The organism is Bacillus sp. MN7755 (assembly GCF_054771475.1).
Window position 1 is genome coordinate 28,055 of the sequence record NZ_BTRL01000002.1, and the last position, 16,840, is coordinate 44,894.

At 30.0% G+C, this 16,840-nt stretch carries 14 protein-coding genes and 1 pseudogene; 5 read left to right on the forward strand and 10 right to left on the reverse strand.

From position 1 onward, the window contains the following. Positions 1-1,484: 1,484 nt before the first annotated feature. The gene (locus ACYVEC_RS02335; RefSeq protein WP_336448699.1) at positions 1,485-2,276 is read left to right on the forward strand and encodes a carbonic anhydrase; all 792 of its coding nucleotides are present in this window, start codon (positions 1,485-1,487) and stop codon (positions 2,274-2,276) included. 1,144 nt (positions 2,277-3,420) lie between these two features. Here the strand turns inward: ACYVEC_RS02335 and ACYVEC_RS02340 are convergent. The 3 genes from ACYVEC_RS02340 to ACYVEC_RS02350 form a co-directional block, all read right to left on the reverse strand. Next, positions 3,421-3,573, reverse strand: a complete 153-nt coding sequence (locus tag ACYVEC_RS02340; protein ID WP_098140008.1) for a YolD-like family protein — start codon at positions 3,571-3,573, stop codon at positions 3,421-3,423. 12 nt (positions 3,574-3,585) lie between these two features. Beyond that, entirely contained in the window at positions 3,586-3,708 is a 123-nt protein-coding gene (locus ACYVEC_RS02345; RefSeq protein ID WP_257148987.1) for a hypothetical protein, read from the reverse strand. A 227-nt stretch (positions 3,709-3,935) separates the two neighbouring features. Further along, positions 3,936-5,336: a zinc dependent phospholipase C family protein gene (locus ACYVEC_RS02350; RefSeq protein ID WP_460505533.1), complete on the reverse strand. Its 1,401-nt coding sequence runs from the start codon at positions 5,334-5,336 to the stop codon at positions 3,936-3,938. 1,009 nt (positions 5,337-6,345) lie between these two features. Between ACYVEC_RS02350 and ACYVEC_RS02355 the strand changes: the two genes are divergently transcribed. The 4 genes from ACYVEC_RS02355 to ACYVEC_RS02370 all read left to right on the forward strand — a co-directional run bounded on the left by ACYVEC_RS02355 (position 6,346) and on the right by ACYVEC_RS02370 (position 9,846). Beyond that, positions 6,346-6,681, forward strand: coding sequence for a mediterrocin family bacteriocin (locus tag ACYVEC_RS02355; RefSeq protein WP_063222235.1), 336 nt, complete (start codon positions 6,346-6,348; stop codon positions 6,679-6,681). A gap of 116 nt (positions 6,682-6,797) precedes the next feature. Beyond that, positions 6,798-8,771 (forward strand): hypothetical protein, encoded by a 1,974-nt coding sequence (locus ACYVEC_RS02360; protein ID WP_460505535.1) that lies wholly within the window; start codon positions 6,798-6,800, stop codon positions 8,769-8,771. Next, positions 8,768-9,391 (forward strand): ATP-binding cassette domain-containing protein, encoded by a 624-nt coding sequence (locus tag ACYVEC_RS02365; RefSeq protein ID WP_460505537.1) that lies wholly within the window; start codon positions 8,768-8,770, stop codon positions 9,389-9,391. The genes ACYVEC_RS02360 and ACYVEC_RS02365 overlap by 4 nt, the downstream gene beginning before the upstream one ends. Next, positions 9,373-9,846 carry a hypothetical protein gene (locus tag ACYVEC_RS02370; RefSeq protein ID WP_063222238.1) on the forward strand — a complete coding sequence of 158 codons (474 nt, stop codon included), beginning with the start codon at positions 9,373-9,375 and terminating at the stop codon, positions 9,844-9,846. The genes ACYVEC_RS02365 and ACYVEC_RS02370 overlap by 19 nt, the downstream gene beginning before the upstream one ends. Positions 9,847-11,346: 1,500 nt before the next feature. Here the strand turns inward: ACYVEC_RS02370 and ACYVEC_RS02375 are convergent. The 7 genes and pseudogenes from ACYVEC_RS02375 to ACYVEC_RS02405 all read right to left on the reverse strand — a co-directional run bounded on the left by ACYVEC_RS02375 (position 11,347) and on the right by ACYVEC_RS02405 (position 16,536). Continuing rightward, positions 11,347-11,907, reverse strand: a complete 561-nt coding sequence (locus tag ACYVEC_RS02375) for an NAD(P)H-dependent oxidoreductase (protein WP_460505539.1) — start codon at positions 11,905-11,907, stop codon at positions 11,347-11,349. A gap of 557 nt (positions 11,908-12,464) precedes the next feature. Further along, a complete protein-coding gene (locus ACYVEC_RS02380; RefSeq protein ID WP_460505541.1) occupies positions 12,465-12,992 on the reverse strand; it encodes a GNAT family N-acetyltransferase in 528 nt (175 codons plus the stop codon). Positions 12,993-13,439: 447 nt separating this feature from the next. Beyond that, positions 13,440-14,159 (reverse strand): MOSC domain-containing protein, encoded by a 720-nt coding sequence (locus ACYVEC_RS02385; protein WP_460505543.1) that lies wholly within the window; start codon positions 14,157-14,159, stop codon positions 13,440-13,442. A 218-nt stretch (positions 14,160-14,377) separates the two neighbouring features. Next, a complete protein-coding gene (locus tag ACYVEC_RS02390; RefSeq protein ID WP_063222241.1) occupies positions 14,378-14,797 on the reverse strand; it encodes a CBS domain-containing protein in 420 nt (139 codons plus the stop codon). 92 nt (positions 14,798-14,889) lie between these two features. Next, the gene (locus ACYVEC_RS02395) at positions 14,890-15,243 is read right to left on the reverse strand and encodes a hypothetical protein (protein ID WP_097927093.1); all 354 of its coding nucleotides are present in this window, start codon (positions 15,241-15,243) and stop codon (positions 14,890-14,892) included. A gap of 172 nt (positions 15,244-15,415) precedes the next feature. Beyond that, positions 15,416-15,814 (reverse strand): annotated as a pseudogene (locus ACYVEC_RS02400) (polysaccharide deacetylase family protein); the annotation flags it as partial. Positions 15,815-15,831: 17 nt separating this feature from the next. Next, on the reverse strand, positions 15,832-16,536 hold the full coding sequence (locus ACYVEC_RS02405) for a metal-binding protein ZinT (protein WP_063222243.1): 705 nt from the start codon (positions 16,534-16,536) through the stop codon (positions 15,832-15,834). Positions 16,537-16,840 lie beyond the last annotated feature (304 nt).

Genomic DNA, 16,840 nt, shown 5'->3' on the forward strand with positions numbered 1-16,840 from the left:
GTAATTGTTCTAAACCACTACCTAATTCTTGATTCATTTAGTAAAAATATAAATCACAAATAATTTTGTTTATTCAAATGTCACTTGGAAATCATTTCTCAGATTTTTAATTAGATAGTCTTATAATTTTCAAAAAGATCACCAAAAACGTTTATCAATTTTGGTCTACTTATGCATTTAGAATCTTAATTAAAATCTGCATGAATAATAAACTCCATGGCTAAATCTCGTTATACCGAATCTTCAATGAAATTCTCAGTTTGTTGACTAGATTCATAATTATTTGTAGCTGTTTATTTATTTGTATGGACTCAAATTTTTCATTGCTAGATTGAAAAAAACATCTCAATTGTCTCTACAAATATTTGTAATAAGTATGTTATTCATTAAGATGTCATACAAACAACAGAATACCTATCCTCTACTTTTACCGAATAATTACATTCCAGTCACCCCGCTATCTATTCATAATGTTCAATATTATATATAAAATAAAACAAAGAAAGAGTAGTAAACACGAATATTATTCATTTAATAATTAGACTGAATCTTCAGTCTTTTCTGTTCGGATGGGGATATTTTCGGCTACTCTTTCTTTGTATTATGAGTTTAGCACTAAATATAAAGTATCACAAGACAAAAAATCACAAAATTCTCACAAATTCGACATTTTTTTTCACAAACTAATATTGCCACTAACTAGTAGAGGTCACTATATCTCTCCATCAACTTAAAAATTTTATGACACACTTAAAACAAAATTTTACATTTTCATCTTAAGAATTCAATCTTTTTATATTTGGGTTGTTTTTTAGCATGATGTTGATGGAAGGTGGATCCAATTAAACTGATTTCTCTATTTCGTAGATTTAGGAAAATAACTTCTTGTTGAAAACTCTTCAACTTAACCAGAAATACATAGTATCACATCAAAGAATATAAATCTATATTGATTTTTTTTTAATAATTTATATATAATTATAATAAATATAAAATGAAAGTCAATATCAATTATAAATGAAGATGATGAATATAAAAATGACAAAACATCCATGCTTCGGAATGAATACAGTAATGCCAACTAAATATGACCAGGTTAAGTAATTTGAATCATAATTAGATTACATAATCGATTTTGGGTATGGGTAAGAAGTTATTCTATTTAGTACTACATGAAGACAAATAGAACGATAGAAATGTAATATGCTCTTACTTCCATTTCTCATAGTATTTAAAAATTATCGCCTGCAACCTGACTTTGTATAAAGATTTTCTAACTTGGGTAAGAAGCGTAGTTATTCCTTTTCTCATAAATTAACTGTATAGTTTCCGTATTCCGTTTTTCTATTTAATAACTAAAATTGCATAATAATCGAGGAATGCTTCTCTAAATTCTTAATATTTTTGGTGAATTTGTAACAGAACCTTTAGTTACAAGCAATATTCTTTAAATACAATATTTTATCATCTAAGGAGGAAACAGTATGAAAGGCTTAAAGTTTGTTTATAAAACTCCCCTTATATTAACAATGAGTGTAGTGTTGATGGGATGTAACGCAGCAAAACAAGAAGCTCCGCAAAAACAATCTACGAAGAAAAATACGCAGTGGTCATATGAAGGGGCTACTGGTCCAGAGCACTGGGGAGAATTGAAACCAGAATACAAAATGTGTTTAAATGGGCAAGAACAATCTCCGATAGATATCAAAACAGAACAAATAAAATCAACAGTTGATAATAATCCTTTGCAAATAAACTATCAACCAATATCATTTTCTATTAAAAATAATGGGCATAGTATTGAGGGAAAAGCAATTAGTTCTGATGATTATCTCATGCTAGGAGGAAATCGTTACACATTAAAACAATTCCATTTTCATACACCAAGTGAGCACCAATTTGAAGGAAAACATGCAGATATGGAATTACATCTAGTCCATCAAAATGATCAAGGTCAGTTAGCAGTAGTAAGTATTATGATCAAAGAAGGACAAAAAAACGAAGGTTTTGCAGCTATGTGGCAAAATCTCCCGTACAGAAAAAATATAAAGGCCGATGTGCAACATACCATTGATATAAAACAGATTCTTCCTTCAGATCATTCATCATTCCGTTACATGGGGTCTTTGACCACACCTCCTTGTACTGAAAATGTCCAATGGATTGTGATGAAACAGACAATAGAGATGTCCAAAAAACAAATTAAAGTGTTCCATAAATTATTCCCAACGAATAACCGACCAGTTCAAGCAATTAATGGCCGAGAAATATCATAAAAATCAGTAGTTTGAACCAATCCCTTAATTTACACTACTGATTTTGTATGTTTATTGCGCGAGAATCATAGCGAAGTTTTTAAAACACAGAAAATTCAAATAACGATTGTCTTGCTCAATGAAATTATTAATTTTTTTGCACCAGTATAGAAAAAAGTTGTTGTCCTTTAGGACAGCAACTTTTTCATTATGCTACATCATCTTTTTGTTCCTTAAAAAAGAAAAAGATAACATACTAGATATATAAATCATTAGAAAAAATCTTTTCAAAAAAAAATCCCTATAATTATTATATAATAATTATAGGATGAATAAGCGATGAACATTATAATTCATAGTACATGTCTTACTTAACAACAAATACCTTAAAATAATAAAATAAATTATATTTTTACAAAAGAAAACAACCTGCATAAAAACAGGTTGTTTTCATTTAAGGGTAAAACAAAGAAAGAATGGCAAAAAAGACACAAACTTATACAGCACAAAAAGTAGATCGATTAGATAGAACTAAGAATTCTGATATCATACTAGTTAGGGTTTCTGTTTACTCTTTCTTTGTTATTATGAATATAGCATCAAAAAGACATATATCAACAAAAAGTAACATAATTGTTACTTTTTCGGCATTTAATTATAACCCCTTACAAACCATATCCTAATAATGAAAAAAGTGACGTACTTTTTTCATTACTTTCAGTATAGACAGTGATATTATTTTTTGTACCAGTACGACAAAAACTGCTGTCCTAATAGGACAACAGCCTTTTCATTATACTGCATTTTCCTTTGGTCCCTTTTGTAAGGTATCATTTTTTTAACCGCAATTGAAGTAAACTACAAGTTTAATTACAAAACATATTGCAAAGCCACTCCATGTTTTTGCTGGACGTTATAACGCAAAAAAAAAAAACAACCTGTATAAAAACAGATTGTTTTTTATGTAGGGTGAACAAAGAAAGAGTGGAAAAAAATGCACAAACTTCTTCGACACAAGAAGTACATAGGTAGAGGAAACTAAAAATTCTGAAACATTACTAGATAAGGGTTTTTTGTTTACTCTTTCTTTGTTGTTATGAATATAACATTAAAATCGACATATATCAACAAAAAGTAACAAAATTGTTACTTTTCTGATATTAAATCATGATTCCCCCATTCGGAACATGGTTTGTATTTGATATGAAATACATACTCTCTTATTTTCAGCAATCGCACAGTACAAAATATTATTTATAGAATCTAATTTTTGTTCATCTAAAATAGGCATCAGCACTTTATTTTGCCTCTCATACAATTCACTTAATCCTTAAAATTCTTGTTTTATTGATACCCATCGCATCATAGCCCTACCAATCATGATCTGTATTGCTTCGTACGCTTTAGGTCCACCAACTTTTCCATTTCTTTCACTTTGTTTAGCTCCTTTCATATAACTGATACTCCCCATAATTAAATTCTTGCCATGTCTATACCGTATACCATCTATTGTTTTTGTTAATTTCCTTTCGGTATCCTTTTTAGAAAGTATCTCATTTTTATCTATATACCTTTATATGCGTTTTTTCCAGTTTATTTCGATATAACTATTGATTTAAAGTATTTATTCGGAATAAAAAACACTCGTTCTGATTAAGGACGAGTGTTTTTCTTTTTAGGTTATCTAACAGGGATAAACTTCCATGAGCTAGGCTTTTGCTTTTTTTCACCTAGTACAATCCAATTTTTCTTTGCATTTATATTTTCATAATTTAATGGATAGTCATCTGTAAAAATATTATATTCTGTAGGATTATCCAGGTTAATTTTAATTTTAAAATCAGCTAAACTATCGGATTTTTGAGCAAGGTGAATCCAACTAGAATAATTAGACCAATTTAAATATTGGAATTGGTCGTAATTTGAGTGCTTCATGCGAAGATATATACTCTCCCCGTGGTGTAGCTTTGCATCATTTTCTTTGTAGAATTCAAATTCCATAGGTGTACCAGATAAACCATTGTTTTCTTTATTTGCAAGTGTGACATAATCGTAACGATTTGCTATATACCATTCAAATGTTAGACCTTGATAAGGAGATTCACTTGGTACGATATAATAGTTTTTCCCTGCTTCTATGACGTTTCCTTCTATATCATAGATTAATGCAGTCTCTATACTTGGAGCTTTCACATTTTCAGTAAAAGTTTTAAACCAAAGATTTAAGAAACCTGCTGTATTGCGCTGAGCTTCTCCTAAGCTCCGCTGCACAGCTGGGGTAACCATTTCTTGCCACAATTGTGCCTTACCACTATTATAATACTTAAATGTTTTATCATTAGTAATATTTTGGATTTCAGGTTTAGCTACTCGAGCTGCATAATCAATCCATTCTTCAGGTGTGGATAGGGAATTGTTATAGTTCCCTCCAGTATTGACTGCAAATTGATTTTGAATGGTTGTAACATAATTTTCAAAGTAGCTGTGATATTTTATAGCCCTCGTATCAATTGCGGTAAAATTTGCTGCATGCATAGGTTGAGTAGCATCTGTAAAGTAGTGCGTGGCTACTCCTAAGTAATAGAAAGCTTTTTCATAGTCCTTATTTCGTAAATGTTCTCCAGATTCATAAAAGTATTTCTTACCTTGTGTAAGAGCCGTTGGATTTGTTTCTCCTCTATAATTTTCTTTAGTATCAGGATCATAAAAATGAGATTTCCATCCGCCTTTAAAAACGCCGCCTATTCCTGTTCCACCATCGTTAAACTCCGCATTATAATCTGCATCATATAACCCTTTAGAAAATAGATCTTTATATTGTGGATAATTTAAAAAGTCCACAGCCTGCTTATTTGCTTCAATATTAGATTCCGTTTTCATAATTTCAATAGCTTGTTTTGCAATCCATAAATGTGTACTTTTATCAGAATGATACGGAGCTTCTGCAGACCATCTTGCAGTAATAGGATCATTCTCTTTTAAATCAATTTGATCGAGATGAGCATAACTACTTTGAGGACATACTCCTAAAATAGTTAAAGTCACCCCAGCTATACATAGTGTTGATACGATTTTATTCATTTTTTATTCCTTCCTAAATATAAAGATTCTTATGTGGATATTCATCTTAATAAAGACAGTTAAATAACTCTAATAAAAGAGCGATTAGCAAAGGCTAACTGCTTAATTTCTCTCTTAAAGGAATACCACCATACATCGATTAAATTAAAAATTTTAAATTAACCCTAAACAATAATTTCCCTTCTCTACCTCTAGTTATATATAAAAGTGCGTCTTATTTAAACATGTTTTTTTATGTAATTTCGCATATCCAAATATAGGGGATCGAATAACCTTCCATTTATTATATTAATGAAAGACCGTTTTCTTTAGACAATTGAAATTATGATGTTTTAAGTTAATAATCTATATCCATCAACTTAAGAATTCAGAATTACCCCCAAATGAACTTTTTGTGGTTCTAGTGCAAAAATACATCAAAAGGTACATTTTTGTTTTGAAGTGTCCCAAAAGTGTTTTTTGCACCTTTTGGCGTGTGTTCTTCAATAGTTTTTCGCATTCCCAAAAGGTGTACCTTTTGAAGTATATAAATATCTCATCTTATTCAATTCTGAAATTAATTTTTGGAATATCCCTAACCTTTGGATTACAACATAACGTATTGTATATAATTTAGTGTCCCAAAAACTTACTTTTTGGGACTTTTTTATATTTGTTATGAAGATATTGGACTGTAGTTCTTTTATATTAAAATTAATTTCCTTGAAGGTGTTTTTATCATTATGAAGAATTTGTTAATTATTGTCGTTTACGTATATAAGCCGCCTATTCAAAAAGTAGGTTGTTTATTATAAATGACCAAATTAACAAGCCATAAGAAAATAACTTTAAATTTGGTCTTGGTATGACCTGTTTGCGAATAAAGGTTAGTCTTTTGCTGACTTGTAATTTAAAAAGTAGATGGGTTAATCTAACCACGGGAGGAGCTGTCATATAAATTAACAGATTTTTCTTTCGATTGAAAATAGGTTATCAGAACCTTAAACTAAAAAATTAGGGAGGAAAATTTATGAAAAAAGGATTACTTTGTTCATTATTGGCTTTAGGATTGTTGGGGGCAGCTACATCTGTATCAGCTGATACAGTTACTAAAAATAGTAGTGGAAAAACTTTTAAAAATGATTGGGAGCTTAGTACTAGCGGGAATAATTGGCTTATGAATTATGGATATAATACTTCATGGATTAATGAAGATTATACTCATACAACACATAGTGTATATGATCATTCTGCTACAGTGAGTAATAGTAATGGTGCTTATTCTGATAATGCAGGGAATGGAAGCTGGGCTAAAATAGAGGTTACGCATAGCGGTTCATTCATTCAATATAGTATAACTTTTTAATTTATATTTTAAATAATAAACATCTATTTGTAGTTTTATAAGATTTTATAACTATTAGTATAGAAAATAGGAATAATATGATTTATCATGCTATAAAAAAATGCGGGGGGATATTTTTGAAGGGAATTAAGTATATTATTAGTTTTTTTGTTTTATTTATCGGTTTGTTGATTATAGGTGAAAGTCATACTTTTCGATTAAATGATTTTCAAACTGAGTTTGCTCATACAACGATGTACATACAACCAAATACATCCGATAAAGAAATGATAAACGATATACTTCGTTCTGCCCAAAATAATAAAGTAGAAACTTTTACTTTTATTAAATCTCCCCGTAGTACTTTTTATACTCAATATGATATTTATGGAACCCCTGGAGTTGAGCGATACATAAATGAAAATTTAAATATATTTGAAAGAAAATACCCAAGTCTATTTTTAGGTGAAAGTCGATTTATTTTTAAGAAACTAAACGATATAGATACTATGGATCGTATCAATGATTTTTATATTATTGGTAATAAAAAGCAAGTAAATGCGTTTAAAATGGAGTTAATTGATAAATATGCCGGTAATCATCCTAAAGAGGGTTATAAAGATACTGATTTAAAAGCTACTATTTTTTTGATTTGGTTTCTTATTATGAGTATCATTTTATTATTAACCTTTTATGATGGTATTTTACAAAAGAAAGAAAATTTAATTAGAGTTTCTATGGGGGAAAGTATACATAAAATTTATTGGACGAATGTCATAATAGATTCATTAGTTTATATTTTTTATTTTTTTATAATCATATATATTTTATCACAGTATACCTATGTATTTTTTGGTATTGGTATTTCTGTACTTTTATTTGTACTGTTATTAATATTAAATGCATTATTGTATTTGAATTTGTATTTTTATGATGTAAAAGAAGTTTTTTCTAATAGTAAAAGTTCTAAAAAATTACTATCTCTCAACTACAGTTTGAAATTAGTGACAACCATAGTCACAATTTTTATTATATCCAGCAATTTGGCTTTAATATTTGAATCTTATACATTATACAAACAAAAACCTTTTTTTGAAAATCATAAGGAGTATTCTTACACAAGACTAGAATATAAACCTTATCAAAATAGAGATGGATCTGTACCTGATACATTAACAGAAAGTACAAAGGTACAAGCAACGTTTTACAGAGAGTTTATTGAGAAATTTGACGCATTATCTTTAGTCAATATTTCTAATTTAGGTGAAATAAAAGGGATTTTAGCAAATAAAAATTCGTATAAGTATCTATCAAAAGAAATAGATGAGTTAAATGGAACTAAATTAGATAAGGACATGTATTTTATCTTACCTGAAAAATTGAAAGGGAATACTGTACTTACTAAACAACTACATGAGGCTGTAAAATTTTATGAAGGGAATAATATTAAATACGAATATGAAACGATTTATTATCAAAAGAATATAGAAATTATAAGTATAGACGAAAACCATACTTATGGAAGTGACTTGGTTAAAAACCCCGTAATTATATTAAATAATATGCCAATCGATGAATTAGTCAACCAACAAGTAGATGACTCTCAAAAGATCAATTATGTGCATGATGTTATGTATAAAATATCAAATGAAGAGTTTAGCCAATTTGTCCATAAGCATTATTTAACGAATCAAATTGTTAGTAAAACGAACGTTCTAGATAATTTTAATAATAAATGGAACACTGCTAAAAGAGTTCTATATATAAACATTGTATTTAGCTTATTAATATTATTTTTAGAATGTATCATTATTACCGCTATTATCAAATTAGAATATGAAGTGAACGCTATTGAACTTGCATTAAAAAAAGTACTTGGGCACACATTATTTGAAAAACACAGAAAACTTATTTTACTGACAATTACAACTTCAATAGTAAGTATAGTGGCATCAGTTACTATTGCCAGACTAGTAGGTGTTAGTGATGTTTATTATCTTATTATTGGTGGAATAACCATCATATTTTGGGAGGTTACTTTAATGTCATTCTATATTCATAAAACAGAAAGAATGAAACTCCAAAAAATTTTAAAAGGTGGAAATATATGATAGAAATAAAGAATTTGACTAAGATATTTGATGATAAAATATTATTTTCAGACTTCAACTTAAAAGTCGATGATGGAAAATTTGTTATCTTTTCTGGACCAAGTGGTTGCGGGAAAACAACTTTACTTAATATGATTGGTGCTATTGAGAAAATTGATACGGGTGAAATTATAGTTGATGGTATAGACATAAAGAATAAAAAAAAACACCTAAATTATTTTAGACACAAAATAGGATTTTTATTTCAAAACTTTGCATTAGTAGATAATAAAACTGTTAAAGAAAATTTGAGATTAATTCGTAAAGATTGTCAAACAAATTTATCAATTGAGGAAAGTTTAGGTATTGTCGGATTGACGGAAAAGTTAAACAAAAAGGTGTACACTTTGTCTGGAGGGGAACAACAGAGAGTCGCTTTAGCTAGGCTAATGCTTAAAAAATGTGATATTATACTTGCTGATGAACCAACGGGTTCCTTAGATAATAAAAATGCACAGTCAGTACTTAATATATTAAAGACGCTTAATAAACAGGGAAAGACTATATTATTAGTAACACATGATGAAGAAATAAAAAAACAAGGGGATATGGTGGTGGATTTATGCGGGAAATCGATTTGAACAATATACATATTAAAAAGCTAAATATGAAAAAAATAGTTCTTATTTTAATTATACTCTTTGGATTGTGGAATTTAATCTGGTTTGTAACTGTCACAATTAAATATCAGAAATTTATTGATGCAGTTCCTAAAAATAAATATGGTGTTTATAACAAGGAAGAATCTGGTTACGTCTTTAATGTTAAGACACCGGATTATTTACGATTCACAGGTAATTTAGGTGTTTCTAAAGTTGAAAGCTTGGACGGTTTAATTATTTGGCCATTACTATTCGGTGGGTATGAATATGGCGTACGTCTACAGAAAGGAGATCAAGTATTTGAAATTTATGTCGATGAGAATATGAATCCCATATATACGGATGACAAATTAGCCATTGAACAAATAAAGAAATATCAGAAAGAAGTGCAAGCAATGATTTCTAAAGCGAATGACATGTGGGATTTAAAATAATAAATTCATAATATAATGAGCAGCTTAATTTCATAGTTGTTGTTTATAAAAGAATTCATTTTTAATATTAAAAATTAAAAACTCGTTTCTAGTACAATTATATATAATGTTAAAAAGACGCATCGATAAAAAGTAAAACTAAGTTTACATCTTCGTATAATTTGTAAAATACATCGTTAAATATTCAAATAAAAACCCAGTGATACCAAATGGCTTTCCGTTATCACTGGGTTTTATGAGTTTAACATTTTGTATGTTTTGTAAAACTCATTTATTAAATAAAAAAATCCCTTCACGATTTGTGAAGGGGTCAGTATACATTGAAAGGGTACTTCCATTTTAATATGTAAAAGAAAAAACTCGTATTGATAAAATTAACCTTTTTGTTTTTGCCGCTTTTAATTCACTATAAAGAAACTGTAAGGATTAAATTCATCCTATATAGAGTTTTTGTGTTCCTCATTAGACATGTATATTTGATAAATCATAATTTTTTATGCAATATTGCATAAAAAATACCTGTTACTTCTGCTATAATTTTGAGTGTAAACTGTTGCATCCAATATTTTATAATCTTCTATATTCATTAATATAGAGACCCTAATTGCAGGAAAAAGGAAAGAATATTGGTGGTTCTTCCCTTTTTCCTTATTTTTTTAACTGTCTAATGATTCATTCTATAGTCTAAAATATTTTTATTAATGAAACCTGTTAAAATACAAAATTTTAGTTAGCAAACGAGAAATAAACACTTCATTATTATTTCTGCTATATTTAAAGGGCTTTTTTCTAATACAATAAGGAAAACAAAAAGAACTTGTAGAAATCACTACAAGTTCTTTTTGCCTTAAAGCGAATACACGGGACACATGAATTATCTCATTATTCATAACGGGGAAACCATATTGATTACGGCTTGATTCTATTATATAAAAAATATTAACACCCAGAGTTTTAATGTTTGAAAATTATGTGAATTAATAAATAAAGGTCCACCCTTTCTCTGAAAATCTGATTTATTGATTTTATATAAACCGTTTTAAATCAACGTTGATATCATGATAAATTAATAAAAATGTAAACATGGGTAAATAGAGAAGAATGGTGCATTCTTACAGAAAAACATATAATTAAATTCAGGATTAATTAATTATAAGAAAATGAATTTTATGTTATAACTAACTATAATTATTGAATATATGTAAATGGGGGTTTCTTATCTTTTTTATTTATGAGATGAAGAAATTAGGTATAGGAAAATTAAACAAACATTTGTTTAAAATATTTTAGTTATGAATCAATATGTGAGGTATGATGAGTTCAGTGTTCAATTGTCCGCTTAGTTAATTTCTCATTTATTATATAAATTTTATGTAACAAAGAAAAAAAGCATCCGCTATGGAGGATGTACAGCGGTAGCTAGCTATTTTGTTTAAATCAAAAGAAGTATCTCCTCAAGAAGGAGATACTTCTTTTTTATAGCTTTTATAAAGCCACCTATTACAGGTTTTCAACAAAATTTAAATAATCTTGAGCGCTTTTTTCCAATTCGCTTGTACCAGGCTCATTTTCTTCTTCTTCGTTTCCACCCGGCTTATTTTCTTTACCATAAAACGCAAAGTACGAACGATAATCTGCATTGCAATACAGGAATGTCGTTTTAAATGGAACTAATATTTGTTCAAGTGTATACTGATATCTTCCATGTTCACTATAATCTTCTTTTTTGATTCCTGCAGTTACACCTAAAGCAACTTTACGATTCTTTAATTTATCCCCTCCATTTGAACCATAAGCCCATCCATAAGTTAAAACATCGTCAAGCCATTTTTTAAGGAGAGGCGGACAATTAAACCAATGTATAGGGAACTGCAAAATCAGATTACCATGTGATTCAACCATTTTTTGTTCTTTTTGCACATCTATGTTTCCATCAGGGTAAACCTTAGACAATTCGTGAACAGTATACTTTTCCGGATATTTTTTCAGTTCTTCTATCCATCGCTTATTAATGACGGAAGTTTCTATGCTGGGATGTGTTACAATGACAAGAGTTTTCAAAGAGTTGTCCTCCTTAAGTATTATTTATATCTTGATAATAAAGTGAACACTGTAAATATGTAAGTATGCACTTTTAGTACAGGTACTTACATAAAGGTGAGTATTAAATCAATTATAAAATATTTATTCTATATGGGGGGGACCAGAGAACCTATTACCCGCAAAGTAGAATAATTACATTCATGGTGACACCGTACGATGTACGAAAAGATTGAATACTAAGTCATTTTTTCATTATTCAAGAATAGGGCGCGATTGTTGAGCAAACACAGGTAGAAAAATGATTGAGCTTTTTTATAAAAAATTATTCACTAGCAACAAATAACCCAAGCACTTTGATCAAACTTTTTTCAAAATGTTTGGGTTTCTTCTGTTGAAAAATCAATTTTTGCAGCATGCTTTTGATTGAAAATTATTACAAACCAACAGCATTCACGGCAAGGTTATGCTTCCTTTAGGGGCAACTTTATGGCTAAAGTCACATACAGATTTATCTTAACTTGATGGACATATGTGGTAACACCTATTAAATTAACGCCTCCGTTAGTTTAAGAAGGCTATTTACTGGCAATTAAGTTTAAACACCAATTATTACATCGCATAAAGCTACCAGGAGGGTATTCGAATTCGGATTCGGAGATTAATTTGAATCCAAGCTTCCGACAAATTGCATTTGAAGCTGGATTGTCAACTGAAGGAAAAGCATGAATGTACCTATACTTATTCTCAGCGGATGCTTCATCTATTGCCAACTTTACTGCAGTTGTCGCTATTCCTTTCCCCTGAAATGCGGGAAGAACACTCCAGCCAGTTTCGTACACACTTTCATTATTCCAAGTAGTTTGCCAATAGCCAACAGAACCCATTGATTCTTGCTCTGGTAACAATAAAATGCTAAACATACATCCTCTACTATCTAGTTCAAGGTACCGTTTGTGTCGCTTCAAAATCTGTTCTTCATTTTCTGGACCTCCAAGATGCTGCATCATCACTGGGGTGTTAATACGAAAAAGTAAATCAAGGTCCTTATCTTCCCAAGGTTTAATTTGAATAACATGATTGCTACGTTCTGAAATTTTATTCATCCCCTTACATTTTTCTTTATTTATTCTTTCTTTACTGTAAGCAAAACTCCTTTATTTGTTCAACTAACCTGCACCGTTAGACAATAAGTAAAACTGAAAAATAGTAAAGGGTTTTTATTCTCAAAATTTATCATAGATCATACTACGTAATTTCAATAATTCATCTTTTAAGGGTCATCCATCGCTATTAAGTTAAAATTTTATAACGCCCCCAGAACTAAATTTTGTGTTAACTTATAATAAAAAAGCTGATTTTTTCTTTTTGAAGTTAATCTGTTCTATTAAGTTGATGGCGATGTGGGGTTCTACCACATCGCTATCAAGCTATGAAAAACCAAATACCCCAAAACGAGGCGTATCGCAGTATTTTTGAAAAACCTCACGCTAAGCAAAAAAAAACGTCCATCAGGACGGCTTTACTTTTTGCATAATCAGTGTTATCGAAGGTTATTCTAATATGATAGAATCCCCAACATTCACTTTTCCTGGTTTTATAACTGATGCATAGACTCCAAAATGATTATTTCTTTTTTGTGCAACAGTTTTTAAGAGAGTTTTTTCAAATGTTAATGTGTTAGGATCAATAGTAATAATCATGCAGCGTTCACAGTGTCTTACTATTTCTAATTCTGCTTCTCCTATACGTATACATTTTCCAAACCATGTATCTTCTACGAAAGGAATATTTTCATATAATGAGAATATCAAGTTTGGACGAAATCTCCTATGGTCCACATCTTGTCCCCACATTGCACTTATTTCTTGTAATGACGTATCAGTCACAATTAATACATGTTCTTCTTCAATTGCACCTAGAGGTACTTGCTGGGGTGAGTATTGTATGCCTTTAATTCTACGATCTGATTTTTGTTCCAATTCTGTAAGTAACTCTTGATCTCCCCACTTATATATTTTCCCTTCAGGAGAAACGATTTTGATTGATGGATATGTATCCAAAGTTTCTTCTCCTATAAAACTCGCCGTATAACCAATCATTTCAGGAAGTTGTGTTGCGGTTAAATACTTTCCTGGTCTTGTTTCATCTAAAAAAGCATGGCTTCTATCTCCATATAAGCCATAGGATGCAATGAAAGTTTGTTGAACATTTTCTCCGCGAAATGACTTTATTGGATGTCTTACAATTTCTTTTAGTTCTCCAATTATCATATCCCTACTCCTTTTTTATCTAATCTTATCCCTTCATTATATAATCAATTGGAATTAGTTACCTTATGAATATAGTATTCATGTGAAGTTTACATAACATATCATTATCAGAAGTGCGAAAAGCTAGTATTTTACTAGCTTTTTTAATCAGTAAAAAGTCATATGCTTTTTATGTGAATTTTAAATTGAAGATTTGACATAATTTAAAGTTCATATGTTTATACAGAATTGTTCTTAAATAATAAACCTTGTGCGCAATATTGAATAATATCTCTTCTTTTAACAATACCTATAAAAACCCCATCGTCATCTATAACAGGAACAAAATTTTGTTCCATAGCTCTTGATAAAAGGTCTTCAATTTCCGCATTGATGGAAACTGGTTCATTTGTACGGTGTAAAGAAACTTCCCTCAGAACAACTTGATGAGTGTTGTTAAAGCTTAAAGATGACGTGTTTTTGAGTTTCCATAATAAATCTCCTTCTGTAAGTGTACCTGCATATTCTCCCTCAGTATTGACCAAGGGGATAGCTGTATATCGGTAGTATTCCAACTTTTCTAAAGCCTGACGTATTGTTGAATTTATATTTATATAAACCAATTCACTTTTAGGAGTAAGAAAAAATGCAATGTTCATGCTATTGAATCTCCTTTTTATAGCTTATTTACTTATTATTCTTTATGTTTTATTTGTAGACTATTTGAACGATTGGTTTGCTGCTTTAATGATTAGATTTCCCAACTATCAAAATCAATATACTTTTTATATACATTCTCTATAACATTATCGTGCCAAATATTTTTATATTCAGGTCTCCCATTCTTAACATTATACTCACTTATGTCGCCATTTCTATTCAGCCATTCAGGATTATCACAAGCATACCTATAATTAAATATACGTGCCCTTTTTAATGTTTTAAATGTAACAGGGAAATGCTTTTCTTTACCATCTTTGCAACCAATTACTCGATATGCCTTACTTTGTTCTCCAACAGTTTTAAAATAGGGTTCTGTAAAATCTTGTATAATTTTTATATGGTCCTCTCCCTTTCTAAGCGCTTTAAAAATATTATATAGCATAAAAAAGAATTTTATGGAAGTACTTTGCTAAATATATAGTTTAATAATAAATAGCTAGTGTTGCTTTAAACTAAAGAATAAGCAAAAACATTGAATAGCCCCTTGTTGTTCTACAAGGGGCTATATCTTTTTTTTATAAATAGAGGTGTGACTTTATACATCTCCTTAAAGCTTAAATACGTGGATCCTGCCAGAAATTTAAAGGGAAGTGATTGCTTTCATGATATGCCTCAAATTCATACCCTTTTTCCTTTAACCCTTTTATGATGGCTGGTACGGCTGCAACAGCTTGAGGATGGATGTCATGCATTAATATAACTTCTTGGGACTTCGTTGCATTAATAAGTACATTTTTAGCAATATTCATGGAAGCCGATTCTACGGGTACGTTATTATATTTCCAATCTAGGGAGTCAATTGTCCAATCCCACACTTTAAATCCACCCTCTGCTACCTTATTACGAAGTGCTTCATTTAATCCAGGCATAGAACCATAAGGAGGTCGGGTTAATTGTGGTTTTTCTCTAATAATGTTCACTATTAAATTTTGATTTGTTATCATTTCATTAATTCATCGCGACTCCAAATTTAATGCTCCATCATCTCATGGGCAATATCATGTCCATCCATTTTTGATGGGTAGTAGGTAGGCCAGTGTATGACTTCATTCAATAAAGCTTTACGGTCGTCACCCCAGTACAAGTGGTAATGACTAGCTTTATTTGGATAGATACTATGATCACTAAATTGAATATACTGAGGAACTCCTTCAACTTTTTCTGCTAGTTTAAATATGTACCTTACACCTCTATTTCCCGCATCATATGTCAGAATTTCGTACCCATCATAGATATACTTACCAGAATGTTCTTCTCTATTTTTGAAAAAAGTTACCGTATCATCTTGAATCGCGATACGGTTAACATCTGTTTGATACCCTTCATTATAATACTCCTTATACTCTTTAGCTGTCATTTTACCTGTATGTTTTGCTTTATAAGCAAATACCTCATCAAGTGTTCCATCTTGTAAATATGGATATACAGATTGCCAGTCTCCTTTCCAATCGGAGAGTGATCGATCCTTCACTTGGCTGTCTTCAAAATACCCTTCATAAATTTTTTCTGTTTCTTCAGCATGACCATGATTATGCTCATGCTCATGGTTGTGATCGTGTTCATTTTCATGTGTGTGCTCTTGTTTTTCAGATGAACCTGAAGTCTGACACCCTACTAATACTAGCAATGAACTAATAGCTAATATACCTAGTTTCTTTGCAAATAAAATCTTCATTATATCAACTCTCCTTTAAATCGTAATCATTACGATTTAAATTATACATAAATCTTGGGTAAACATCAAAGGAAAAATACCCAATATCACTGAATAGATGATTCTATCCATAAATCTTCGTAGACTATTACAAGTGTTTCTGGTACAAAAACTTCAAGACAATTGCAATGAATCTATAAAAATTCGATAATTTAAGACCATTACGAGATAAAAATTCTACCAAAAGGCAGTAAAATAAATAACCGGTTGCTTAACGTACAGGGAATCGGTTATTTTGAGTCTAAACGTACAATTTTTTTGATAT

What these genes read in the sequence shown, in the direction of transcription:
- ACYVEC_RS02335 (WP_336448699.1), top strand. Translation starts at nt 1,485, where the DNA reads ATGAAAGGCTTAAAGTTTGTTTATAAAACTCCCCTTATATTAACAATG.
- ACYVEC_RS02345 (WP_257148987.1), bottom strand. Translation starts at nt 3,708, where the DNA reads ATGAAAGGAGCTAAACAAAGTGAAAGAAATGGAAAAGTTGGTGGACCT.
- ACYVEC_RS02350 (WP_460505533.1), bottom strand. Translation starts at nt 5,336, where the DNA reads ATGAATAAAATCGTATCAACACTATGTATAGCTGGGGTGACTTTAACT.
- ACYVEC_RS02355 (WP_063222235.1), top strand. Translation starts at nt 6,346, where the DNA reads ATGAAAAAAGGATTACTTTGTTCATTATTGGCTTTAGGATTGTTGGGG.
- ACYVEC_RS02365 (WP_460505537.1), top strand. Translation starts at nt 8,768, where the DNA reads ATGATAGAAATAAAGAATTTGACTAAGATATTTGATGATAAAATATTA.
- ACYVEC_RS02370 (WP_063222238.1), top strand. Translation starts at nt 9,373, where the DNA reads ATGCGGGAAATCGATTTGAACAATATACATATTAAAAAGCTAAATATG.
- ACYVEC_RS02380 (WP_460505541.1), bottom strand. Translation starts at nt 12,992, where the DNA reads ATGAATAAAATTTCAGAACGTAGCAATCATGTTATTCAAATTAAACCT.
- ACYVEC_RS02385 (WP_460505543.1), bottom strand. Translation starts at nt 14,159, where the DNA reads ATGATAATTGGAGAACTAAAAGAAATTGTAAGACATCCAATAAAGTCA.
- ACYVEC_RS02390 (WP_063222241.1), bottom strand. Translation starts at nt 14,797, where the DNA reads ATGAACATTGCATTTTTTCTTACTCCTAAAAGTGAATTGGTTTATATA.
- ACYVEC_RS02395 (WP_097927093.1), bottom strand. Translation starts at nt 15,243, where the DNA reads ATGCTATATAATATTTTTAAAGCGCTTAGAAAGGGAGAGGACCATATA.
- ACYVEC_RS02405 (WP_063222243.1), bottom strand. Translation starts at nt 16,536, where the DNA reads ATGAAGATTTTATTTGCAAAGAAACTAGGTATATTAGCTATTAGTTCA.